The sequence below is a fragment of the Brevibacterium salitolerans genome, from assembly GCF_039531405.1.
In the GTDB taxonomy this organism is placed as follows: domain Bacteria; phylum Actinomycetota; class Actinomycetes; order Actinomycetales; family Brevibacteriaceae; genus Brevibacterium; species Brevibacterium salitolerans.
In genome coordinates, this window is record NZ_BAAAPZ010000008.1 from 336,285 (window position 1) to 358,571 (window position 22,287).

Below are 22,287 nucleotides of genomic sequence, written 5' to 3' on the forward strand. Positions count from 1 at the left end.
CACATGTCACGCATCGGCAAGCTGCCCGTCTCCGTTCCCTCCGGCGTCGACGTCACGATCGACGGCCAGAACGTGAAGGTCAAGGGGCCCAAGGGCGAGCTGTCCGTGGACGTCAAGGAGCCGATCTCGGTCGCGCTCGAGGACGGCCAGGTGCTCGTCACCCGCCCCGACGACTCCCGTGAGTCCCGCTCCCTGCACGGACTCTCCCGCACCCTGGTGAACAACATGGTGATCGGCGTGACCGAGGGCTACTCCAAGGCCCTCGAGATCGTCGGCACCGGCTACCGTGTGCAGGCCAAGGGCCAGAGCCTGGAGTTCGCCCTCGGCTACAGCCACACGATCACGGTCGACCCCCCGGCCGGCATCACCTTCGCGGTCGACGGCCAGACGAAGCTCACCGTCAACGGCATCGACAAGCAGCAGGTGGGCGAGGTCGCGGCGAACATCCGCAAGCTGCGGAAGCCCGAGCCCTACAAGGGCAAGGGTGTGCGCTACGCCGGCGAGAACGTCCGTCGCAAGGTCGGAAAGGCTGGTAAGTGACCATGGCATCAGCAATCAAGCAGAGCCGCGGCAAGGGCAAGGCGGCTGCACGCGCACGGCGCCACAACCGCCTGCGCAAGCACCTGTCCGGCACCGCCGAACGTCCCCGTCTCGTGGTCACGCGTTCCAGCCGCCACGTCTTCGTGCAGGTCATCGACGACACCGTCGGCCGCACGCTGGCATCGGCTTCGACCATGGAGGCAGACCTCCGGGTCGACTCCGAGGACAAGACCGGCAAGGCACGCAAGGTCGGTGAGCGCATCGCCGAGCGCGCCAAGGCGGCGGGCATCGAAGCGGTCGTGTTCGACCGCGGCGGCAACGCCTACCACGGCCGTGTGGCCGCAGTCGCAGACGGCGCCCGCGAAGGAGGACTCGCACTGTGAGCACGGAAGAGAACAAGGACACCCCGGTGCAGAACGACGCCCAGGGCGAGTCGCAGCAGTCCACCGAGGCCGGCGATCGCGGCCGAGGCCGCGGCCGTGGCCGCGGTGAGGGCGGCGGACGTCGCGGCAACCGTCAGGACCGGGACGAGAAGAACCAGTTCATCGAGCACGTCATCACCATCAACCGCGTGTCGAAGGTGGTGAAGGGCGGCCGTCGCTTCTCCTTCACCGCACTCGTGGTCGTGGGCGACGGCGAGGGCCTGGTGGGCATGGGCTACGGCAAGGCCAAGGAAGTTCCCGCGGCCATCGCCAAGGGTGTCGAGGAGGCGAAGAAGAACTTCTTCCGCGTCCCGCGCATCCAGAAGACCATCCCGCACCCCATCCAGGGTGAGGCGGCTGCGGGCGTCGTCCTGCTCCGTCCGGCCTCCCCGGGCACCGGCGTGATCGCCGGCGGTCCGGTGCGCGCCGTGCTGGACGCCGCGGGCGTCCACGACATCCTGTCGAAGTCGCTGGGCTCCGCGAACGCGATCAACATCGTGCACGCCACGATCGCCGCGCTCAAGGGCCTCGAGCGTCCCGAGGAGGTTGCGGCGCGCCGCGGCCTGTCCGTGGACGAGGTGGCGCCGGCGGCGCTCCTGCGAGCAGCTGAAAGCGGGGCGAAGGCCTGATGGCGAAGCTCAAGATCACCCAGCTCAAGTCTGAAATCGGTGGCAAGCAGAATCAGCGTGAGACCCTGCGTACGCTCGGCCTCAAGCGGATCAATGACGTCGTGGTGAAGGATGACCGTCCTGAGATCCGCGGAATGATCAACGTCGTGCGCCACCTCGTCACCTGGGAAGAGGTGGACTGACATGGCAGAGGAGCAGGCACTCAAGCTGCACCACCTGCGCCCGGCAGCGGGCGCGAACACCCCCAAGACCCGCGTGGGTCGCGGTGAGGGCGGCAAGGGCGGCAAGACCGCCGGCCGTGGAACCAAGGGCACGAAGGCCCGTTACCAGGTTCCCCACGGCTTCGAGGGCGGACAGACGCCGCTGCACATGCGTCTGCCCAAGCTTCGCGGTTTCAAGAACCCGAACAAGGTGACCTACCAGGTCGTCAACCTCGAGAAGCTGTCCGCACTGTTCCCCGAGGGCGGGGACGTCACCGTCGCCGATCTCGTGGCGAAGGGTGCTGTCCGCGCCAACCAGCCCGTCAAGGTGCTGGGCACCGGTGAGATCACGGTCGCCGTCAACGTGACGGCCGACAAGTTCTCCGGTGCGGCGGAGCAGAAGATCACCGCCGCGGGAGGGACGGTCACCACGACCGCCTGATCGCGCGCTGTGCGCTCATGGAGGGGCGTCGTCCATCACGGACGGCGCCCCTCCGGCGTGCTCGGACCTGCATGCCCGGCGGGAACCGCCGGATGCGCTCCGACGGCATGGTGCCGGTCCGGTTCTCCACGACCGCCGGGAATCGCGGACATGCCTCCGGCGATTCGGTCGCGTAGTGGGCGGCTGATAGAGTGCACGAGGTAATTTGTCGTATCGTCGTACCTCCGTGCGCAGCCGTGACCGACTGCGTGCGCCCATTGCGGGAAGCACAGCAGCGAAGCCCTGTGCGCTGGGTTCTCCCCATGTTCCCGCATTGGAGTGCAGGGGCCGGCGGAATCTCAACAGGAGGACGAGTGCTCGGAGCTGTAGGGCGCGCCTTCAGGACGCCTGACCTGCGCAATAAGCTGCTCTTCACCCTCGGCATTGTGGTGCTGTACCGGCTGGGCGTCTCCATCCCCTCTCCCGGCATCGATTCGGCACAGGTCCAGCAGTGCGTGGCCTCCCCGGCTCTCTCGCAGGGCGGATTCGGCCTCATCAACCTGTTCTCGGGCGGAGCGCTGTTCCAGCTGTCCATCTTCGCCCTGGGGATCATGCCGTACATCACGGCGAGCATCATCACGCAGCTCCTGCGCGTGGTCATTCCCCGCTTCGAGGCGCTGCACAAGGAGGGCGCGTCCGGGCAGGCCACGCTCACGCAGTACACCCGCTACATGACGCTGGGGCTCGCGGTCCTCAACGCCACGACGCTGGTGTCCACGGTGCGCACCGGCGCGCTGTTCGGCAATGTCGAGGGGTGCGACGACCTGCTGGTCAACGACACGTGGTGGGGCGTGGCCCTCATCGTCGTGACGATGACGGCGGGCACGGGCCTCATCATGTGGATGGGCGAGCAGATCACCGAGCGGGGCGTGGGCAACGGCATGTCGCTCATGATCTTCACCTCGATCGCCGCCGGCTTCCCGGCGTCGTTCGGCTCGATCCTCGCCTCTCAGGGCATCGACGTCTTCCTCATCGTGATCCTCGTGGGCCTCGTGATCATGGCGCTCGTCGTGTTCGTGGAGCAGTCCCAGCGCCGGATCCCCGTGCAGTACGCCAAGCGGATGGTGGGGCGCCGCATGTTCGGCGGCACCTCGACCTACATCCCCATCAAGGTCAACCAGGCCGGCGTCATCCCGGTGATCTTCGCCTCCTCGGTGCTCTACCTGCCGTCGCTCATCGCGCAGTTCGGCTCACCGGACGACAGGTGGGTCGAGGTCATCAACCGGTACTTCACTGCCGGCGACCACCCCGTGTACATGGTGGTGTACTTCCTCCTCACCATCTTCTTCGCCTTCTTCTACGTGTCGATCACGTTCAACCCGGACGAGGTGGCGGACAACATGAAGCGCTACGGCGGCTTCATCCCCGGCATCCGCGCGGGGAGCCCGACCGCGCAGTACCTCAGCTTCGTGCTCACGCGGATCACATGGCCAGGTTCGATCTATCTGGGCACCGTCGCCCTCATCCCGCTCGTGGCACTCGTGCTCATCGGAGCGAACCAGGACTTCCCGTTCGGCGGCACCTCGCTGCTGATCATCGTGGGCGTGGGCCTCGAGACGGTGAAGCAGATCAACTCGCAGATGCAGCAGCGCCACTACGAGGGCCTGCTCCGCTGAGAGCGTCGCAGGGTGCCGCGGGGCGGTTCCCGCACGCCTCACCGGGCATGCCCGGTGAGGCGTTCCGGGAACGGCCGCCGGCCCCGGTACGGAAAATGAAGAGGAAAGGAACCTCATGAGCACTCGCATCATCCTCATCGGCCCTCCGGGAGCCGGCAAGGGCACCCAGGCCGCACGCCTCAGCGAGGCCCTGCAGATCCCGGCGATCTCCACGGGTGACATCTTCCGCGCCAACGTGAAGGGCGAGACCGAGCTGGGCCGGACGGCCAAGCGGTACATGGACGCGGGGGAGTACGTGCCGGACGAGGTGACCAACTCGATGGTCGCCGATCGTCTGGCCAAGGACGACGCCGCCGAGGGATTCCTGCTCGACGGGTACCCGCGCACCGCTGCGCAGGTCGCCGAACTCGATGCCATGCTCGAGGCGAAGGGGGCGACGCTCGATCACGTGGTCGAGCTCACCGCGGACACCGACGAGGTCGTGGGACGGCTCCTGGCCCGGGCCTCGCTGCAGGGCCGCTCCGACGACACGGAGGACGTCATCCGCCATCGCCTCGACGTGTACGCGGAGCAGACGCAGCCGCTCACCGAGCTCTACGCGGAGCGCGGTCTGCTGCGGCAGGTGGACGGCCTTGGCGACGTGGACGCGATCACCGACCGCATCCTCGCGGTGATCGGCCGCTGATGGGCCCTGCCGTCGAACTGAAGTCCGACGACCAGATCCGCACGATGCGCCGCGCCGGCCTGGTCACGCGTGCCGCGCTGGAGGCCGCCCGGGCCGCATGCGTGCCCGGGGCGACGACGGCGGATGTCGATGCCGCCGGAGCGAAGGTCATCGCGGAGATGGGTGCCAGGTCGAACTTCTTGGGGTACTACGGCTACCCTGCGACGCTCTGCGTCTCGGTCAACGAGGTGGTGGTCCACGGGATCCCCGGCGACCGCGTGCTCGAGGCCGGCGACATGGTGTCGATCGACGGCGGTGCGATCGTGGACGGCCTCCACGGCGACTCCGCGCTCACCGTGTTCGTGGGCGGACGCGAAGCGGCGGATCCCGCGCTGCTCAGGGTCTCGGACACGACGGAGGAGATCATGTGGGCGGGGATCGCCCGTATGGCCACCGCGAGGAAGGTCGGAGAGATCGGCGAGGCGATCGAGGAGCGCGCGACCGAGCTCGCGCCCGAACTCGGTCTGATCGAGGAGTTCACCGGGCACGGGATCGGCTCGCAGATGCACATGGAGCCGGAGGTGCTCAACTATCGGGCGCGGCGGATGGGGCCCAGGCTCCGGCCCGGCATGTGCCTGTGCATCGAGCCCATGCTCGTCACCGGCGACATCGCGACCCGCACACTGTCGGACGACTGGACCGTCGTGACCGAGGACGGGGGCAGCGCGAGCCACTGGGAGCACACCGTCGCGCGTCATGCCGGCGGCATCTGGGTGCTCACGGCACCGGACGGCGGTGCGGAGCGTCTGCGTCCGTACGGCGTGGCCCCGGTGCCGCTGGACTGACGCCGCTCGTCCCGTGCGTGCCCCGCCTCCTCCAGGAGGCGGGGCACGCACGCGTCTGCGCGTTCTCCTGGGGAACGGCCAGAGATCTGGGCTAGCGTAGACGGCGCGGCCCCTGGCGCTCCACCGGCGCTTGCGTCCCCGGCCGCACCAGGGGAGGAACCATGAAGATCCTGACTCAGTTCGCGACGATTCTCGCCGCGGCGGGCACCTTGGCGCTAGCCGGCTGCGGGGGCGGGACCGTGAGTCCCGGCGAGCCTGGGGGAGAGGAGCAGCCACAGATCGCCGGCACCTGGCAGGCAGCGGACCCCGAGGACGCGTTCCTCGAGTTCGCCGAGCCCGATGAGGAAGGGGCCGGGCACGTCAGCGGCTCGGACGGCTGCAATGGAGTGCAGGGTGAGTACACGCTGGAGGAGGACACCGCGACGATCGAACGCGGGTTCGGCACTCTCAAGGGATGCATGGGAGTGGACGCCTGGCTCGGTGACGCCAGCAGCGTGGTCATCAGCGGAGACGAGATGACCGTGCTCGACGCGGACGGCGAGGAGATCGGCACTCTCAGCAGGGAGGCCTGACTTCTCGCGAGGCTCGGACGGAAGGAGTCTCGGACCGCTGCAGTCTCGAACCGTTCGAATGTGACCTGAGCGTGATCAAAACGCACACAAATGTTATCCAGCTGTGACTCTTGGCAGAGTGAGCGGAGTGCATGGCGGGCCGTTCCCGGCAAGCCGTGCCGCACCAGTTCTCCACTCCGTTAGGAAGAATCAATGGGTAACCCGATCAAGGGCAACCGGTTCGTCGCTCTGAGCGCAGCCGTTGCGCTGGGCTTCGGCACCGTGGCTCTCACCGCCCCCGCGGCCATGGCTGCGACGTCCGGGCCGGACAAGGCCGCCGATGCCGCCCCGGCGACGCCGGGCGGTCCGCAGGCGCTGGCCCCTGCCGCTGCCAAGGCCTTCGGCGCGAGCGACAAGATCGCCGCGATCGGCTACGACAAGGACGGCAAGCTCGTCGCGCAGGTCGTCAAGGACTCCGTCGAGAAGGATGCGGACGGCGTCTACGCCGCGAAGGGTGCGGTGAAGACCGCTCTCAAGTCTGCCGCCGAGTTCGCGAAGAAGACCACCGGCGACGACCTCGTCGTCTCTCCGGTCTCCGCCACCTACAAGGCGACGGCTGCAGACACCGACCTCGTGGGCGGTGCCGGCTACATGACCCTCGACGGCCAGGGTGCTCCGCAGGGCCTGTGCTCCTTCGGATTCCCGGCCACCGGTCCGGACGGCGAAGAGGCCATCATCTCCGCGGGTCACTGCGGCGAGGAGGGCACGCAGACCGCCGTGGAGAAGCCGTCCGCGTCGAATGCCGGCACCGGTGACATCCACGGTGAGGCGACGACGGACTTCCTCCACCCGGGCAAGGCCCTCGGTGAGATGACCTACTCGCAGTTCGGTCCCGCCACCTACCAGCCGGGTGACGACCTCGGCCAGTACACGCCGGAGAACTCTCAGGACTTCTCGGTCATCACCGTGGACCCGGCGAGCGGCTACACGGGCAAGGGTGAGGTCACCGACTGGACCACTGCGGATTCCGACGTGCTCGCCGACTCGACGGTCGACGTCACCGGCGTCAGGGACGTCACCCAGGACGACGTGGGCAAGACTGCGGTCCGCTCCGGCCGCACCTCCGGCCAGCAGGAGGGGCCGGTCGAGCTGACGAACGACGGCGCGACGGCCATCGTCGACGGCTTCGCCCCCATCGGCGACGGCGAGACCAACTACATGGTCTACGGCTTCGCGATCAATGCCCTCGGCATCCCCGGCGACTCCGGCGGAGCCGTGACGATCGACGGCGAGGCCGCAGGCATCGTCTCCGGCTCGAACTATGCCGGTGAGGGCACGGGCGACTTCGTCTGGGCCGCTGAGCTCTACCAGGGCCTGCAGAACGAGGGTCTCCAGGGCTACGAGATCAAGACCGCGGGCGAGGAGCCGACGGAGGATCCGACTGAGGACCCGACCGAGGATCCCACGGACGATCCGACTGAGGACCCGACCGAGGATCCCACGGACGATCCGACCGAGGACCCGACCGAGGATCCCACGGACGATCCCACTGAGGACCCGACCGAGGACCCCACGGACGATCCCACCGATGAGCCGACGGACGCACCGGACGAGCTGGCGCTGAGCACCTCGGAGATCGCCGCCTCGAAGTTCGTGGCGGACGACGAGGAGCAGGCCGAGGCCGAGGACCGCGGCGTGACCTACACGGTCACCAACGCGGAGCCCGGCTCGGAGGTCACCTTCGACACCTTCTCCGGGATCAGCAGCGCTGACTCCGAGCAGGAGCCCACCAAGTCCGTGACGGTCACCGCGGACGAGAACGGCACCGCGTCCTCGCGTATCTGGGGCATGACCTCGGCGGAGGCCGAGGCCTACATCGGCGACTACCAGGTCGTCGCGACGACGACCGAGGGCGAGCTCTCCGGTGAGTTCAGCGTGGTCGCGGACGACGACGGCGGCAACGGCGGCGAGGACGGCGGCGACGGAGACGGAAACGGTGGGGACGACGGCAACGATCTGCCGCGCACCGGTTCCACCACCGGGCCGCTGCTGGCCGGCGCTGCCGGGCTCGTGGCGATCGGCGGCGCGCTGGTCTACATCGCTCGGCGTCGCCACACCGCAGGCGAGTGAAGACGTCCCTCGGCTCGGGCATGAGGTCCTGAGGGCGAGCGACTGAGAGAAGTGGGGCATCCGCATGAGGCGGATGCCCCACTTCTGTGTTTCGTCACGAGGGCAGGGGCGCGGCGGCCGCGTGTGCCGAAAGCACTGTTCTCCAGTTTGTCAACTCTGCGACCTTTCCGTGACCAAAACGTTCTTAACGCGGCCGATCGCCGTGCCATGCGTCAGGATGTCTCAGGAGTGTCCGGCTCTCTGCGTCTGCGTGGAGCGGCGGGACCCCTACATGTGAGATGAGACAAAGGACTGTGACAATGGCACGACCCACCATGGGTAAGCGCACCGTCGCCCTGAGCGCCGCAGTGGCGCTGGGCCTCGGCGGCGCACTGGTCGCCGCTCCGGCCGCCTTCGCGGCACCGGCAGCGGGCGACCTCGGCGCGGTGGCCGCGCAGGCGTTCGCGCAGAGCAGCAAGCTCGCGGCGATCGGCTACGGCGAGAAGGACGAGAACGGCGAGAAGCGCATCGTCGCCCAGGTGGTCAAGGGCGCGCCCGAGGCCGAGGTCGAGGAAGCGCTCGCGCCGGTGACCGCCTTCGCCGCCAAGGCCGCCAAGACCAGCGACGTAGTGGAGACGCAGGAAGTCGCAGCCCTCTACTCTGTCGATCCGCTCGCCAACCCGTTCGAGGGCTGGGGCCCGCAGGCGGAGTGGCCCTCGAAGGATGAGATCGTGGCCGGTTCGGGCTACATCGGGGATGCCGGCGGAGGGTACGTCTGGTTCTGCTCGGTGGGCTTCCCTGCGACGGGACCCTCCGGCGAGGACGCGATCCTCACCGCCGGTCACTGCTTCGACGGTGAGGACGGTGTGGGAACCAACGTCTACCCGGAGCGCCCTTCGACGGCGAGTGAGGATTACCAGTCTGCTGAGTGGGACGGCAACCGCCGCCTCGGCACGGTGTCGCACGCACAGTTCGGCCCCAACACGTTCGACTTCGACACCCAGCAGCCTGAGTCGGAACTCGTCCCGGCAACCGCCCAGGATTATGCGGTCATCGACGTCGATCCCGCGTCCGGCTTCACGCTGCTCGGTGAAGTCGCCAATTGGAGCGAGGGGGCGAAAGCCGCTGATGACCTCGCAACGGATTCCACTCCGATCACCGGAGTGAAGGACGTGACCCCGGACGACATCGGCTCTCCGATGTGGCGGTCGGGACGCACCACCGGCAAGAAGACCGGTGAGGTCGGCTGGGACACATCCGACGGTGACGTCTCGCTCGGCGGCATCGTCGACGGCTACGCGCCGGTGGACGGCCACCTCGTCTACGGCTTCGCCGCAGAGGCCGAGTCTATCGAGGGTGACTCCGGCGGTGCCGTGATGATGGGTGACCAGGGCGTGGGTGTGGTCTCCGGCGGCATCGACGCGACCTCCACCTCCCCGGCCATGCTCTGGACCGCTGAGCTCCACGAGGGCCTCAAGCACCTCCCCGGTGGCTACACGGTGAAGACGGGCGGCGAGGAGCCCAGCCCGACGCCTTCCCCGACCGAGACCCCCGAGCCGACGCCGACGGCTGAGCCGACCGAGACTCCGGAGCCGACTCCCTCAGAGACCGAGACCGCTGAGCCCACGGAAACGGCTGAGCCGACCGAGACCGCTTCGCCCACCGAGGAGCCCACCGCGACGGAGACCCCGTCCGAGACGCCTTCGGAGACGCCCTCCGCGACTCCCACCGAGGAGCCCGAGGAGCTCACGATCAGCGCCACCGAGGTGGAGGCCTCGAAGTTCGTCGCCGACAGCGAGGAGCAGGCGGAGGCGGAGAACCGCGGCGTCGTCTACACCGTCACGGGTGCCGAGCCGAACAGCTCCGTCACCTTCGAGACCTTCATCGACGGCGAGTCCGAGTCCGCGAAGACCGTCACCGTCGAGGCCGACGCGAACGGCGTGGCCGGCTCCCGCATCTGGGGTCTGACGACCGCCGCGCCCGAGGCCTACATCGGTGACTACGAGGTCGTCGCCACCACGTCCGAGGACGTGCATTCGGCGGAGTTCTCGGTGGTCGCCGATTCCGAGGGCGGCAACGGCGGTGAGGACGACGGCAACGATGACGGCAAGGACCTGCCCCGCACCGGTTCCACCACCGGTCCGCTGGTCGCCGGTGCCGCCGGTCTGCTCGCACTGGGCGGTGCGCTCGTCTACATCGCCCGTCGCCGCCTGAGCTGAGAACGACGGTCAGTCGCGGGCGCCGCTCGGATGAGCGCGCCCGGCGACTGGGCAGTCCCGATCGGCCGCGCATGAGAGCCGGCTGAGAGGCGCCGCCCGAATGGGGCATCCGCACGGAGCGGATGCCCCATTCGGCGTCCTGGGATGAGACGATCGGGGCGCACAGCAGGGCACAGCAGAAGCAGCGCACAGCAGAGCGGTGCAGAAGGCGAGGCATCATGAGTGAGTATCAGCCGGGCGGACGGCCCCGTCTCCAGGCCTCCGCGGTCGGTCCCGCGGCTCAGGCGCCTGCGGCCATCGCCGGCACCTGGCGCGCGGAGGATCCTGCCACCGCGTTCCTCACGTTCAGCACTCCTGCCGCCGGAGCCGGACACATGACGGGCTCCGACGGATGCAACGGGGTCCAGGGCCGGTACACGCTGCAGGGGGACACGGCCACCATCACGCGCGGATTCTCCACGCTGAAGGCGTGCCTCGGTGTGGACACCTGGCTCGCGGGCACCACCGCCGTGACCGTCGCCGGTGACACACTCCGTGTCTTCGACAGCCACGGGGAGGAGATCGGCACGCTCAGGCGGGAGAGGTGACGGTCCGGGGCGAGCCCGTGAGCCCGAGGCCGCCGGCGCCCGCGGCCTCGGCCTCCGGCTCCGTTCCCACCGCCGGACCACCGTGGGCGGCACTCTCCCTCAGCGCAGCCGTGGCCCTGCGTTCACGCTGATGAACGCCCGCCGGAACTGCCGCACGGAGAGGTAGAGGTCCTTCCGCCGCATAGGCGGCCGCCGGCACTCCGGCGCTCCGCCGCCGGAGCCGCTCCGGGGATCCGGCCCGCCCACGGGATTGCGGAGGTGGACGCGCAGGACGGAGCGCGCGGACGGCACTCCGTCCTCGTCGCAGCGGAGGACTCCGCGGACGGAGTACACGTGGCCGTCCATCACTGCGACCACGCGTTCCGGGTCGTCCTCGCGCGGCAGAGTGAACGAGCCGCCCGGCCGCACCAGCGTGGAGGCCACCACCGGGCGACCTGCCTGCAGCCATCGGGCCACCGTCTCCAGCCGCTGCGGAACGGGCCGGGCGAGTGCCCAGCCGCCGGTGAGGAGGGCGAAGCCGATGCCCGCGAAGTCGCGCGCCAGGCGCCTGTACGAGCCCTGCGCCCACACGATGACGGCGGCCTTCTCCACGAGCGACGCCGCGTTGGGACTCAGCCCGTGACCACCGGCGCGCCGATCACGGGGGACCGCGGTGGAGAGCGGCACATCGAGGCGGCGGAGGGGGAGCCCCGGCAGGCGGCGGAGCAGCGGGACGGTGACCACGGGGGAGTGGAGCCGTACGGTGGCGAGCCGGAGTCGCGCACCGTGCTGCCGGCGGCCGGGGCCGCGTACCGTGCCCTCGCGCAGGCCCGCCGCCGCATCGGGACCGCCCGGCGCGCCGGATTCGCCCGCCTCCGTCCGTACGCGCACGAGCCCGCGCAGGTACCCCGGCCGAGCGACCTCGCAGGCGTCCATCACCGCGACCAGCCAGCAGTCGCCCAGGCGGCCCTGGCGGACCGGCGTGCGGGCATCGGAATCGCGCAGCAGGCCCGGAGGGACGACCCGGCGGCGCGGCGCCCCGGCGGTCAGCGGCTCGAGGCACGGGGCCGCGGCCACCGCGCGGCCGGCCGCGGCGGTCCCGGCGGTGACGAACATCCGTGTGAGGAGCGCGGAGCCGGGCGCGGGACGCAGGAAGCGGCGCAGACGAGCGACGACGGCCGGAAGCAGCGGCAGGGTCGTGAGGGACGTGGACTGCATCCGGTCCAGCACACGGGCAGCCGTCCGCAGATCGGCCTCGGCCGTGCCGGGGTCCGCCAGGACGCCGCCGACGGCGTCAAGAGGCGCGGTCAGGCCTGGAGGCGGACGGTTGGGCCGGCCCTGCGGTGTGTCCCGCTTGCGCACTCGGGCCCGCTTGGCGTAGAAGAGCGCGGTCATGTACAGTTTCCTATTGGCCTGTGACCAAGGGGCGTCAGTGTGTCCGGTTCATCCGGGAGATCGCTGACGCTGCGCACGCGGAGAGTATATCCGCGTCTGCGGTCCGGATCCACGGATCCGCGCACCGGGGATGGGCTGCCGGTCCACGCGGGGTCCGCTCCGCATGAACGAAACGCGATACCGACTCGCGGGAAGAAGAGGTTACGGACGATATGGCCAAAAAAGAAGGGGTCATCGAGATCGAGGGATCCGTGGTCGAGGCTCTGCCGAACGCTACATTCCGCGTCGAGCTGACCAACGGCCATAAGGTTCTCGCCCACATCTCCGGCAAGATGCGCCAGCACTACATCCGCATCCTGCCCGAGGACCGTGTGGTCGTCGAGCTGTCGCCGTACGATCTCTCGCGCGGACGCATCGTGTACCGGTACAAGTAAGCAGAGGATCGCTTCGACGATTTCGCGCTGTACTGCCCCGGGGAGTACCTCGGGGCATTCGCGGTGAGAAGAAGGAACAGCTATGAAGGTGAAGCCAAGCGTCAAGCCGATCTGCGAGAAGTGCAAGGTCATCCGTCGTCACTCCCGTGTGATGGTGATCTGCGAGAACCCGCGCCACAAGCAGCGCCAGGGCTGATCTCCCAAGCATCCGCAGATCTGGTGTCGGTCCGGGAGCCGAACTCCCGGGTCCGAGCCGCACACCCACGCAGACCTCGCCCCCTCGCCACCGTCGCCCCTGCGGGCGGCAGGTGAGGACGACACCCCCAGTCGGAGGCTGGGGACCCGCCGGACGCAGCGCCGACGGGACCAGGACTGCACCAGCACCTCCGAAGAACCAGAAGGAAAGAACTGATGGCACGTCTTGCCGGAGTCGACATCCCTCGCGAGAAGCGCGTGGAAGTCGCCCTGACATACATCTACGGTGTGGGCCGCACTCGTGCGCGCCAGACCCTGACGGAGACCGGGATCAACCCGGACACCCGCGTCAAAGACCTGACCGATGCTGAGCTCGTTCAGCTGCGTGACTTCATCGAGGGCACGTTCAAGGTGGAGGGCGACCTCCGCCGCGAGGTCGCCGCTGACATCCGCCGCAAGGTGGAGATCGGCTCCTACGAGGGCCTCCGCCACCGCCGCGGTCTCCCCGTCCGCGGACAGCGGACGAAGACCAATGCGCGCACCCGCAAGGGACCCAAGCGCACCGTGGCCGGTAAGAAGAAGTAAGCAGCACCTCGAACGCATCGATCAGGAGTTTGTGAAGAATGCCTCCCAAGTCACGCGCAGCAGCGCGCAAGCCTCGCCGCGGGCAGAAGAAGAACATCGTCGCCGGCCAGGCACACATCAAGTCCACGTTCAACAACACCATCGTCTCCATCACGGATCCCTCCGGCGCCGTGATCTCGTGGGCGTCTTCGGGTGAGGTGGGCTTCAAGGGTTCGCGCAAGTCGACCCCCTACGCAGCGCAGATGGCGGCGGAGTCCGCAGCCCGCCGCGCGCAGGAGCACGGCCTCAAGAAGGTCGACGTCTTCGTCAAGGGCCCCGGCTCCGGCCGCGAGACCGCGATCCGCTCGCTCCAGGCCGCGGGCCTCGAGCTGGGCACGATCCAGGACGTGACCCCCACCCCGCACAACGGCTGCCGTCCGCCCAAGCGTCGTCGCGGCTGAGCCGCTGCCCGGGGACGATTCGGTGCCCGGCCGTCCTGCCCTCACGGGCGGGCGACCGGCGTCGGGTCTGATCCGGACCGTCTACCGCTAGCGTTTCGAGTCAGGTCCCATTGGCCCTGCGCTCACGACTTCGCGGACGTCATATAGCGGATGTCCGCTGAAAGGAAGCCCACGTGCTCATTGCACAGCGCCCCACGCTCACGGAAGAGGTCGTCTCCGATCGCCGCTCCAGGTTCACCTTCGAGCCCCTGGAGCCCGGATTCGGATACACCCTCGGCAACTCGCTGCGACGCACCCTGCTCTCGTCCATCCCCGGCGCCTCGGTCACGAGCGTCAGGATCGACGGAGTGCTCCATGAGTTCTCGACGGTTCCCGGGGTCAAGGAGGACGTCACCGAGTTCCTCCTCAACCTGAAGTCCCTCGTCGTCTCCTCCGAGTTCGACGAGCCGGTCGTCGCCTACCTGCGCAAGCAGGGCCCGGACACCGTCACCGCCGCAGACATCTCCGCGCCCGCCGGCGTGGAGATCCACAACCCTGAGCTGTACATCGCCAGCCTCAACGACACCGGACGCCTCGACATCGAGCTCACGATCGAGCGCGGACGCGGCTACGTCTCGTCCACGCAGAACAAGAACGTGGACGCGGAGATCGGCCGCATCCCCGTCGACTCGATCTACTCGCCCGTGCTCAAGGTGACCTACAAGGTGGAGGCCACCCGCGTCGAGCAGCGCACCGACTTCGACCGCCTCATCGTCGATGTCGAGACCAAGCCGTCGATCGCCCCGCGGGATGCCCTGGCATCCGCGGGCAAGACGCTGGTCGAGCTGTTCGGACTCGCCCGCGAGCTCAACGTCGAGGCCGAAGGCATCGAGATCGGCCCCTCGCCGGTCGACGCCGCCATGGCCGCAGACCTCGCGCTCGCGATCGAGGATCTCGATCTCACCGTCCGCTCGTACAACTGCCTCAAGCGCGAGGGCATCCACACCGTGGGTGAGCTCGTCGCTCGGAGCGAGGCCGACCTCATGGACATCCGCAACTTCGGCTCGAAGTCCATCGACGAGGTCCGGCAGAAGCTGGGCGAGCTGGGGCTGAGCCTCAAGGACAGCCCCGCCGGCTACGGCGAGAACGCCGATCCGGAGGACGAGTCCTTCGTCGAGGACGAGCAGTACTGAGCTGCGCGGTTCCGTCCGCGGTACACAGGAATTTCCAAGGAGACTGAACAATGCCCACCCCCACCAAGGGTCCCCGCCTCGGAGGCTCGCCGGCGCACGAGCGCAAGATGCTCAACAACCTCGCCGCGCAGCTCTTCGAGCACAAGTCCATCACCACGACCGTGACGAAGGCCAAGCGCCTGCGCCCGGTGGCTGAGCGCCTCGTGACCTTCGCCAAGCGCGGAGACCTCGCTGCCCGCCGTCGCGTGCTCCAGCAGATCACGGACAAGGGAATCGTCCACGAGCTCTTCACCTCGATCGCTCCGGCGGTCGCCGAGCGTCCGGGCGGTTACACCCGCATCACCAAGATCGGCCCCCGCAAGGGCGACAACGCCCCCATGGCGGTCATCGAGCTCGTGCTCGAGCCCTACTCGCCCAAGCAGGCAACGGTGAAGGAGGCAGAGGTCGCGACCGCTGCCGCCGCCGAGGCCGCTCCGGCGGAGGAGGCTCCGGCGGAGGAGACCCCGGCCGTCGAGCCGGACGTCGAGTCCGGTCCGCAGGAGGACGAGGCTCAGGCCGCAGCCGACGACAAGTGATCGTCTGAGTGACTGATCGGAGGGGCTGTTCCCGCGTGAGCGGGAGCAGCCCCTCCGTTGTGTCCGAGGGTATGGGCGCGGCGTGGGAAGCGAGCCGCTGTCCGGGTGCTCCGCGCCCGGTGGAGTTCAGGTGCCGGGACGGTCCATCGTCTGCGCGGCGTGGGTGATCTCCTCCCAGGTGAGGACGCTCCACGCAGCCTCGGGCAGGAGGGTCTCGAGCGCATGCGAGAGGGTCGTGCGGGCCAGGGCGGTGTCGATCCGGTCGACGAAGATCACGGCGTGCGGCCTGGCGAGTCCGCCGAGCTCGGTGCGCACGGTGCTGGCGAGTTCATGGGCCGTGGTTCCGCTGGGCTCCACGGTTGTCACCACGCATGCCACGATCCGGTTGCCGTGCTGGTGGTGGGGCAGCCGCACTGCGGTGGCCTCCGCCACGTAGGGATGCTCACGCAGCGCACGGGCCACCGCTTCGAGGGAGACGAGCTGCCCGGCGACGGAGACCACGGCGTCGACTCTGCCGTGGAACCGGAACCCGCCGTCGGCTGAGACCTCGACGACGTCGCCTGTGGGGGAGACCTCACCGTGCGCCGTGAAGACCGGCGGCGGAGAGGTTCCCACGACGCGGCCCGGCAGGGGGCGTGTGAGTACGAGCTGCCCGCTGCCGCCTTCCGGAACAGGAACCCCGCCTTCGCCCAGGGCCATCGCTCCGCCGGGGTTGTAGTCCGTGCGCGGACCGGTGGCGTAGACGATCCCACCGAGTTCGATCTGCCCCCACGCGTCCGAGACGGTGCATTCGTCGTCCGTGAATGTGGCGTGCATCCAGGAGCGCAGCGCGGGCTCGACGGGTTCGCCGGCCGTGATGACGTGGCGCAGGGCCGTATCGCGGGCTCGGAGGTCCGTCTCGATCCTCCACGAGCGGAGGGTGCGCATGACCGCGGGATTCGTCAGGAGCGTGGAGACTCGGTACCGTTCGGCGATGTCGAGCAGCCGGGTGTGATCGGGGACGTCGAGGGTTCCTTCGTACACGACGACGGTGTCACCGGACAGGAGCGGTCCCAGCAGCCCGTGCCATGAGGAGACCGCCCATGAGACATCGCCCGCGCACCAGAAGGTGTCACCGCTGCGGGCAGTGGTGTGGAAGGCCGCCGCGTTCAGGAGGATGCCGCCCAGTGTGTGCTCCAGGTGCTGCGCGGCGGTGCTGGAGGCGAGCTGCCGGATGCAGAGGAGGTCCTGCAGCGAGCTGCCGGGGCCCGGCTCTGCCGGCCCCGACTCCGGACGTCGGACCCGGGCCCGGACATCGCTGAACCATTCGTCTCCGTGGAACCACTGGACATCCATGCCGGTTCGTCTGACCACAACTGTGTGCTCGACGCTGTCCGCGCTGGCCAACGCTTCATCCGCTCGCGCTTTCAGGGGAATGACTGTACCGCGGCGCCATGCTCCGTCCTGGGTGAGGACGAGGGCGGGGGCGAGTTCGGAGATCCGCGTGCTCAGAGCCTCTGCCGGGAGCGAGACGGGCACGGTGGCCCACGGTGCGCCGATCCGCATGCAGGCGAGCATCATCACGATCGTCTCCGGCAGCCAGCTGGTGTGGACGGCCACGACGTCACCCGTGCGGAGCCCGAGGTCTCGCAGGGCGACGGCCATGGTCTCGACCTCGGCGGAGAGCTCGGAATAGGTGAGGGAGCGGCGATCGCCGGGTTCGCCCTCCCAGTGGACCGCTATGCGCGATCCGTGGGTGACGGCGTGGCGATGGACGAGGTTCCAGACCGTGTCCAGACGACCGCCGGGAAACCAGGTGCCGTCGGCGCCGATGACGTCCGACGGGGCCTGGGACCAGTCCAGGCTCGAGGCAGCGGCCACCCATTCGGGGGCAGGCGCGGGTGCGTGCTCGTCCGGACGCTCAGGCATGGGGGATGCTCCTTCCACCGGAGACCGCGGTGCGGGTGAGAAGCGGGACGAAACGGGCCGCGTCCGCATCGGAAGGGAGGTCTGCGCTGAGCGCGGCGACAACGGTCCCGTCGACGGCACGGACCGGCACCGCCACTTCGTCCAAGGCGCCGGGCGCAGCAGAGCGGTGCACGAGATGGTCCGCTGCGCGCCACTCCGCGCGGAGCGGCGCGCACTCGGCCGCGGTGTCCGGGGCGGCTGCCGCGTGGACGTCCTGCCAGGTGGTCTCCGGCGCGTGCGCCGCGAGCAGCCTGCCGGGAGCGCTCTCCAGCGCGGGTCCCGCGTGCAGCGGACGGCGGAAGGGCCCCCGATCCGTGGCCTCGACCTGATCGATGCAGACGGCGTCCCCTGCGACCAGCACGTGCACGCCCACGGTCGCGTCGAGCTGATCCCGCAGCGAGGAGAGGAAGGGACTCAGTGCGCTGAGCACCGGACTGTTCTCCATCTGGCGCACAGCCAGCCGCGTGAGGGCCCGGCCCAGTCCGTACCTCGAGGTGGTGGGGTCCTGCTCCGCGTACTCGGCATGGACGAGCGAGCGGAGCAGCCGGTGGACGGTGGGCACGGTCATCCCGGAGCGCTGCGCCAGATCGGAGAGCTGGTGCATGTACGGAGCCTGTGCCAGGAGGTCCATGAGGAGCGTGGCATTCCTGATCGTGCCCAGTCCGCCTTTGGGGGTGCCGGCGTCCGTAGGCATGCGCGCTCCTTGCTGGGTGTCCGGGAAACCTGTCTGGAAGGAACGATACGAGCCGAGAACGTCTACCGCAATCTGCGTCCTGGTTTCTCATGAAGGTATTGCATTCAGCATAGTGGAACTCTATTCTGGAAAAAGTTCAGTGATGACGGTCACACCTGCGTATGGGCGAAGACGTCCTCGCCGCGGAAAGCAAAGGAGCACCCGTGAGAACTCGCGCGTACCGCCATTCCCTCAACGGCAGTTCGATGCCGCCGGGGCAGTCCCTGCTCCGCGTCACGGATCTGACGCTGCGGTTCGGGGGAGTCACGGCGCTTAAGGATGTGGGGATGGAGGTGGAATCGGGCCGGATCCACTCCGTCATCGGTCCGAACGGCGCAGGGAAGTCCTCCCTGCTCAACTGCATCTCCGGCCTCTACCGGCCCACCAGTGGAGAGATCGTGCTGCGGACCGTCGCCGGTGAGTCCGTCACCGGCCCGGACAGTGGTGCGGGCGCAGGTCTGCACTATGAGAACCGCAGACTCACCAGCCTGCCTCCCAACCGCGTCGCCCGGCTCGGTGTGGCGCGCAGCTTCCAGAACATCGAACTGTTCGACCATCTCACCGTGCTGGAGAACATGATGCTGGGCCGGCACATCCACATGAAGCAGAACGTGCTCGCAGCGATGCTGTGGCTGGGCCCGGCGCGGAGGCAGGAGATCGAACACCGCGAGATCGTGGAGGAGGTCATCGACCTGCTCAAGCTCCAGGCGCATCGGCAGAAGCCGGTGGGCACGCTGGCCTACGGCATCCAGAAGCGGGTGGAACTGGGGCGTGCGCTCGCTCTCCAGCCGTCTCTCCTCCTCCTCGACGAGCCCATGGCCGGTATGAACGCGGAGGAGAAGGAGGACATGGCGCGCTACATCCTCGACGTCCATGAGCTCGCGGGCGTCTCCATCGTGCTCATCGAACACGACATGAACGTCGTCATGGACATCTCGGACCGGGTGACGGTCCTCGACTTCGGCCGGGTGATCGCGGACGGCACCCCGGCGGAGGTCATGGTCCACCCGCAGGTCATCGAGGCCTACCTGGGAGTGGGGGCAGCCTCATGAGCGCCGTGTCCCCGCACGAGGCAGCGGGCATGTTCGTCGCAGACCGGCCGCCGCACGGCGTGGCGCACACGATGCCCCAGCTCCTCGACAGGCTGGCGGCGGAGCATCCGGACCGGCTCGCCATGCAGGAGAAGCGGTACGGGATCTGGCAGCCCACCTCCTGGAAGCTGTACCGCGAGCGCGTGCGGGACTTCGCTCACGGGCTGGCCCAGCTGGGGGTGCGGCGTGGGGAGATCGTCGCGGTCCTGGGCGACAACCGCCCGGAGTGGCTCATCGCGGAGCTCGCGGCGCAGTCCCTGGGGGCGAGCGTGGTGGGCATCTACCCCACGTCGATCGGCGCGGAGGTCACGCACGTCCTCGAGGTCTCTCAGGCACGCATCGTCGTGGCGGAGGACCAGGAGCAGGTGGACAAGCTGCTCGCGCTCCACGCGGAGGCCCCGCCGGAGGTGCGGATGGAGAAGGTGGTGTACTACGACCCGCACGGGCTCGAGCAGTACACGGACGAGATCCTCCTCGACTTCACCGCGGTGGAGGACAGCGGCCGCGCCTGGGGAGAGGACCGGCACGGCTGGCTGGACGCGCAGGTGGCCGCCGGCTCCCCGGACGACCTCGCCGTCGTCTGCACGACGTCCGGCACCACCTCCAAGCCCAAGCTCGCGGAGCTCTCCCACGCCAATCTCCTCTCCATGGCGCGTCAGCTCACGGAGGCCGATCCCATCGACCATCGCTTCCGGTACGTGTCGACGCTGCCCTTCGCCTGGATCGGGGAGCAGATGCTGGCGGTGGCCTGCGGACTGCATGCGGGCTTCACCGTCTCCTTCCCCGAGGACGCCTCCACCCAGAAGGCGGACCTGCGGGAGATCGGTCCGGACGTCATGTTCGCCCCGCCGCGCATCTGGGAGTCGATGCTCTCCGAGGTGCAGGTGCGGATCGACGAGGCCGGGGCGCTCAAACGGGGCCTGTTCGGCTGGGGGTACTCCGTCATGGACAGGCTCGCACAGGCACGCAACGGGGGCCGGACCCCCTCGGCGGGGCTGCGCCTCGTCGCCGTCCTCGCGGATCTGGTGGCGACCCGGCCTGTCCGTGAGCAGCTGGGCCTCACCCGGATCCGTCGCTGCTACACGGGCGGTGCCCCGCTGGGACCGGACGTCTTCCGCTTCTTCCATGCCGTGGGGGTCAACCTCAAGCAGATCTACGGCCAGACGGAGATCTGCGGCATATCCGTCCTGCACCGGGACGGTGCGGTGTCCTTCACCTCGGTGGGGCAGCCCCTGCCCGGCACGGAGCTGCAGTTCGGTCAGAGACAGGAGATCATGCTCCGCTCCTCGGCGGTGTTCCGCGGCTACCACCGCAACCCGGAGGCCACCGCCGAGGTCGTCACTCCCCAGGGCTGGCTGCACACCGGGGACGCGGGGTACCTGGACGACGACGGCCACCTGGTCGTGGTGGACCGGCTCAAGGACGTGGTCTTCGCCTCCGACGGCACCATGTACTCCCATGCGTTCATCGAGAACAAGCTGAAGTTCTCCCCGTACGTGGAGGAGGCCGTCGTGTTCTCCGGCGGCAGCCTGGAGCCGGGCGCGGACGGCGGTGGGAGCGATGACGTGATGTGCGGCCTCCTCACGCTGGATCCCGCCACGGTGGGTGCGTGGGCGGAGGCACAGAAGCTGTCGTTCACCACCTACACCGATCTCGCCTCGAAGCCGGAGGTCCACGCCCTCATCGCGGAGGAGATCGCGGAGGCGAACGAGGACCTGCTGGAGAGGATCCGGGTGGGACGGTTCGTCCTCATGCACAAGCAGTTCGATCCGGACGACGATGAGATCACCCGGACCCGGAAGGTCCGTCGGAACGTGATCGCACAGAGGTATGCGGACATCATCGCCGCGCTCTCGGCAGGTGAGGAGTCCGTGACGATCCGCTCCGCCGTCACCTATCAGGACGGCACGGTCACGGAGCGTTCGCTGCCCCTGCGCATCTTCGACCTCGCGGGGTTCACCGTGCCCGCCGGCCGTGCACGCAGACAGGTTTGGAGTGGTCGCAAGTGAGCACATTCGTCACACTGCTCGTCATCGGGCTGTCAGAGGGCGCGATCCTGGCGCTCGCCGCACTGGGCTTCGTGCTCATCTACAAGGCCACCGGGGTGATCAACTTCGCCCAGGGGGAGTTCCTCCTCATCGGCGCGTACTCCTTCTACACGGCGTTCGCGGTCCTGCGGCTGCCGCTGGTGCTCGCGCTGCTGGTGGGCGTGGTGGTCGCCGTGGTGGTGGGCGCTGTGGTGGAGAGGCTCATCCTCAGACCCATGGTGGGGCAGAGCCACATCTCCATCATCATGGTGACCATCGGCCTCTCCGGGCTCCTGGGCGCCATCGTCCAGATGTTCTTCGGCACGCAGCCGCGCTCGATGGACCCGATCCTGCCGACGGGGTCCGTGGGCATTCTCGGCGGCACCGTCCCGGTCAACCGCCTGTGGGTGATCGTGATCTGCGGACTGGTCCTCGGGCTGCTCACCTGGTTCTTCCAGAAGTCCCGTCACGGTGTCGCCATGCGCGCGGTCGCCGACGACCAGCAGGCGGCCATGACGGTGGGCATCTCCGTGCGCCGGGTGTTCGCACTGTCCTGGGCTCTCGCGGCGGTCTCCGCGCTCATCGCCGGCGTGCTGCTGGCGGACGTCACGGCGGTGGAGATGAACATCGTGAGCTTCGGCCTGCTCGTCTTCCCCGTCGTCATCATGGGCGGCCTCGACTCCGTCCCCGGCACCATCGTGGGCGGTCTGACGATCGGCCTCATCACCCAGTTCGTCTCCGGGTACATGGACCCGGGCCTGGCGGAGGTCATCCCGTACATCGTGCTCGTCCTGGTCCTCCTCGTGCGGCCCTACGGCGTGTTCGGCGAGAAGCGAATCGAAAGGGTCTGA

24 protein-coding genes are annotated in these 22,287 nt (G+C 68.8%); 21 read left to right on the forward strand and 3 right to left on the reverse strand.

Translation table 11 applies throughout. From position 1 onward, the window contains the following. Positions 1 to 3: 3 nt before the first annotated feature. The 12 genes from rplF to ABD240_RS11560 all read left to right on the forward strand — a co-directional run bounded on the left by rplF (position 4) and on the right by ABD240_RS11560 (position 10,863). Complete coding sequence (gene rplF / locus ABD240_RS11505) at positions 4 to 540, forward strand: 50S ribosomal protein L6 (RefSeq protein ID WP_291796820.1); 537 nt, start codon at positions 4 to 6, stop codon at positions 538 to 540. Between the two features lie 2 nt (positions 541 to 542). Further along, positions 543 to 923 (forward strand): 50S ribosomal protein L18, encoded by a 381-nt coding sequence (gene rplR, locus ABD240_RS11510; protein WP_291796823.1) that lies wholly within the window; start codon positions 543 to 545, stop codon positions 921 to 923. Positions 924 to 949: 26 nt separating this feature from the next. After that, positions 950 to 1,591 carry a 30S ribosomal protein S5 gene (gene rpsE / locus ABD240_RS11515; RefSeq protein WP_291796850.1) on the forward strand — a complete coding sequence of 214 codons (642 nt, stop codon included), beginning with the start codon at positions 950 to 952 and terminating at the stop codon, positions 1,589 to 1,591. Then, on the forward strand, positions 1,591 to 1,773 hold the full coding sequence (gene rpmD, locus ABD240_RS11520; RefSeq protein WP_291796828.1) for a 50S ribosomal protein L30: 183 nt from the start codon (positions 1,591 to 1,593) through the stop codon (positions 1,771 to 1,773). Before rpsE ends, rpmD begins: the two co-directional genes overlap by 1 nt. A gap of 1 nt (position 1,774) precedes the next feature. Continuing rightward, positions 1,775 to 2,233 (forward strand): 50S ribosomal protein L15, encoded by a 459-nt coding sequence (gene rplO, locus ABD240_RS11525; RefSeq protein WP_291796831.1) that lies wholly within the window; start codon positions 1,775 to 1,777, stop codon positions 2,231 to 2,233. Between the two features lie 353 nt (positions 2,234 to 2,586). Next, positions 2,587 to 3,888: a preprotein translocase subunit SecY gene (secY, locus tag ABD240_RS11530; RefSeq protein WP_344337337.1), complete on the forward strand. Its 1,302-nt coding sequence runs from the start codon at positions 2,587 to 2,589 to the stop codon at positions 3,886 to 3,888. 115 nt (positions 3,889 to 4,003) lie between these two features. After that, positions 4,004 to 4,573: an adenylate kinase gene (locus ABD240_RS11535; RefSeq protein ID WP_344337339.1), complete on the forward strand. Its 570-nt coding sequence runs from the start codon at positions 4,004 to 4,006 to the stop codon at positions 4,571 to 4,573. Beyond that, entirely contained in the window at positions 4,573 to 5,397 is an 825-nt protein-coding gene (gene map, locus ABD240_RS11540) for a type I methionyl aminopeptidase (protein ID WP_291796840.1), read from the forward strand. The genes ABD240_RS11535 and map overlap by 1 nt, the downstream gene beginning before the upstream one ends. A gap of 161 nt (positions 5,398 to 5,558) precedes the next feature. Next, a complete protein-coding gene (locus ABD240_RS11545) occupies positions 5,559 to 5,969 on the forward strand; it encodes an META domain-containing protein (RefSeq protein WP_344337341.1) in 411 nt (136 codons plus the stop codon). Between the two features lie 192 nt (positions 5,970 to 6,161). After that, entirely contained in the window at positions 6,162 to 8,078 is a 1,917-nt protein-coding gene (locus ABD240_RS11550) for an LPXTG cell wall anchor domain-containing protein (RefSeq protein WP_344337343.1), read from the forward strand. Positions 8,079 to 8,377: 299 nt separating this feature from the next. After that, a complete protein-coding gene (locus ABD240_RS11555) occupies positions 8,378 to 10,276 on the forward strand; it encodes a S1 family peptidase (protein ID WP_344337345.1) in 1,899 nt (632 codons plus the stop codon). A gap of 218 nt (positions 10,277 to 10,494) precedes the next feature. Beyond that, entirely contained in the window at positions 10,495 to 10,863 is a 369-nt protein-coding gene (locus tag ABD240_RS11560) for an META domain-containing protein (protein WP_291794992.1), read from the forward strand. A gap of 99 nt (positions 10,864 to 10,962) precedes the next feature. On the opposite strand, the gene ABD240_RS11565 is transcribed toward ABD240_RS11560, so the two are convergent. Then, positions 10,963 to 12,237, reverse strand: a complete 1,275-nt coding sequence (locus ABD240_RS11565) for a hypothetical protein (RefSeq protein ID WP_344337347.1) — start codon at positions 12,235 to 12,237, stop codon at positions 10,963 to 10,965. 212 nt (positions 12,238 to 12,449) lie between these two features. On the opposite strand from ABD240_RS11565, the gene infA reads away from it, so the two are divergent. From infA to rplQ, 6 genes are all read left to right on the forward strand, one after another. Beyond that, positions 12,450 to 12,671: a translation initiation factor IF-1 gene (gene infA / locus ABD240_RS11570; protein ID WP_029090239.1), complete on the forward strand. Its 222-nt coding sequence runs from the start codon at positions 12,450 to 12,452 to the stop codon at positions 12,669 to 12,671. A gap of 82 nt (positions 12,672 to 12,753) precedes the next feature. Beyond that, on the forward strand, positions 12,754 to 12,867 hold the full coding sequence (gene rpmJ / locus ABD240_RS11575) for a 50S ribosomal protein L36 (protein WP_019159373.1): 114 nt from the start codon (positions 12,754 to 12,756) through the stop codon (positions 12,865 to 12,867). Positions 12,868 to 13,082: 215 nt separating this feature from the next. Next, entirely contained in the window at positions 13,083 to 13,451 is a 369-nt protein-coding gene (gene rpsM / locus ABD240_RS11580) for a 30S ribosomal protein S13 (protein ID WP_291794981.1), read from the forward strand. A gap of 38 nt (positions 13,452 to 13,489) precedes the next feature. Continuing rightward, positions 13,490 to 13,891: a 30S ribosomal protein S11 gene (gene rpsK, locus ABD240_RS11585; RefSeq protein WP_291794979.1), complete on the forward strand. Its 402-nt coding sequence runs from the start codon at positions 13,490 to 13,492 to the stop codon at positions 13,889 to 13,891. Between the two features lie 173 nt (positions 13,892 to 14,064). Beyond that, the gene (locus tag ABD240_RS11590) at positions 14,065 to 15,063 is read left to right on the forward strand and encodes a DNA-directed RNA polymerase subunit alpha (RefSeq protein ID WP_291794977.1); all 999 of its coding nucleotides are present in this window, start codon (positions 14,065 to 14,067) and stop codon (positions 15,061 to 15,063) included. A gap of 50 nt (positions 15,064 to 15,113) precedes the next feature. Then, positions 15,114 to 15,638, forward strand: a complete 525-nt coding sequence (gene rplQ / locus ABD240_RS11595) for a 50S ribosomal protein L17 (RefSeq protein WP_344337353.1) — start codon at positions 15,114 to 15,116, stop codon at positions 15,636 to 15,638. A 126-nt stretch (positions 15,639 to 15,764) separates the two neighbouring features. Here rplQ and ABD240_RS11600 read toward each other — a convergent pair whose 3' ends face one another. Both ABD240_RS11600 and ABD240_RS11605 read right to left on the reverse strand, forming a co-directional pair. Next, positions 15,765 to 17,546, reverse strand: a complete 1,782-nt coding sequence (locus ABD240_RS11600) for an AMP-binding protein (protein ID WP_344337355.1) — start codon at positions 17,544 to 17,546, stop codon at positions 15,765 to 15,767. Then, positions 17,539 to 18,279: an IclR family transcriptional regulator gene (locus ABD240_RS11605; protein WP_344337357.1), complete on the reverse strand. Its 741-nt coding sequence runs from the start codon at positions 18,277 to 18,279 to the stop codon at positions 17,539 to 17,541. The genes ABD240_RS11600 and ABD240_RS11605 overlap by 8 nt, the downstream gene beginning before the upstream one ends. A gap of 203 nt (positions 18,280 to 18,482) precedes the next feature. On the opposite strand from ABD240_RS11605, the gene ABD240_RS11610 reads away from it, so the two are divergent. From ABD240_RS11610 to ABD240_RS11620, 3 genes are read left to right on the forward strand one after another with little or no spacing between them, the layout of a single operon-like run. After that, a complete protein-coding gene (locus tag ABD240_RS11610) occupies positions 18,483 to 19,370 on the forward strand; it encodes an ABC transporter ATP-binding protein (RefSeq protein WP_291794969.1) in 888 nt (295 codons plus the stop codon). Continuing rightward, on the forward strand, positions 19,367 to 21,418 hold the full coding sequence (locus ABD240_RS11615) for an AMP-binding protein (protein ID WP_344337360.1): 2,052 nt from the start codon (positions 19,367 to 19,369) through the stop codon (positions 21,416 to 21,418). The genes ABD240_RS11610 and ABD240_RS11615 overlap by 4 nt, the downstream gene beginning before the upstream one ends. Further along, positions 21,415 to 22,287, forward strand: a complete 873-nt coding sequence (locus tag ABD240_RS11620; protein ID WP_291794965.1) for a branched-chain amino acid ABC transporter permease — start codon at positions 21,415 to 21,417, stop codon at positions 22,285 to 22,287. Before ABD240_RS11615 ends, ABD240_RS11620 begins: the two co-directional genes overlap by 4 nt.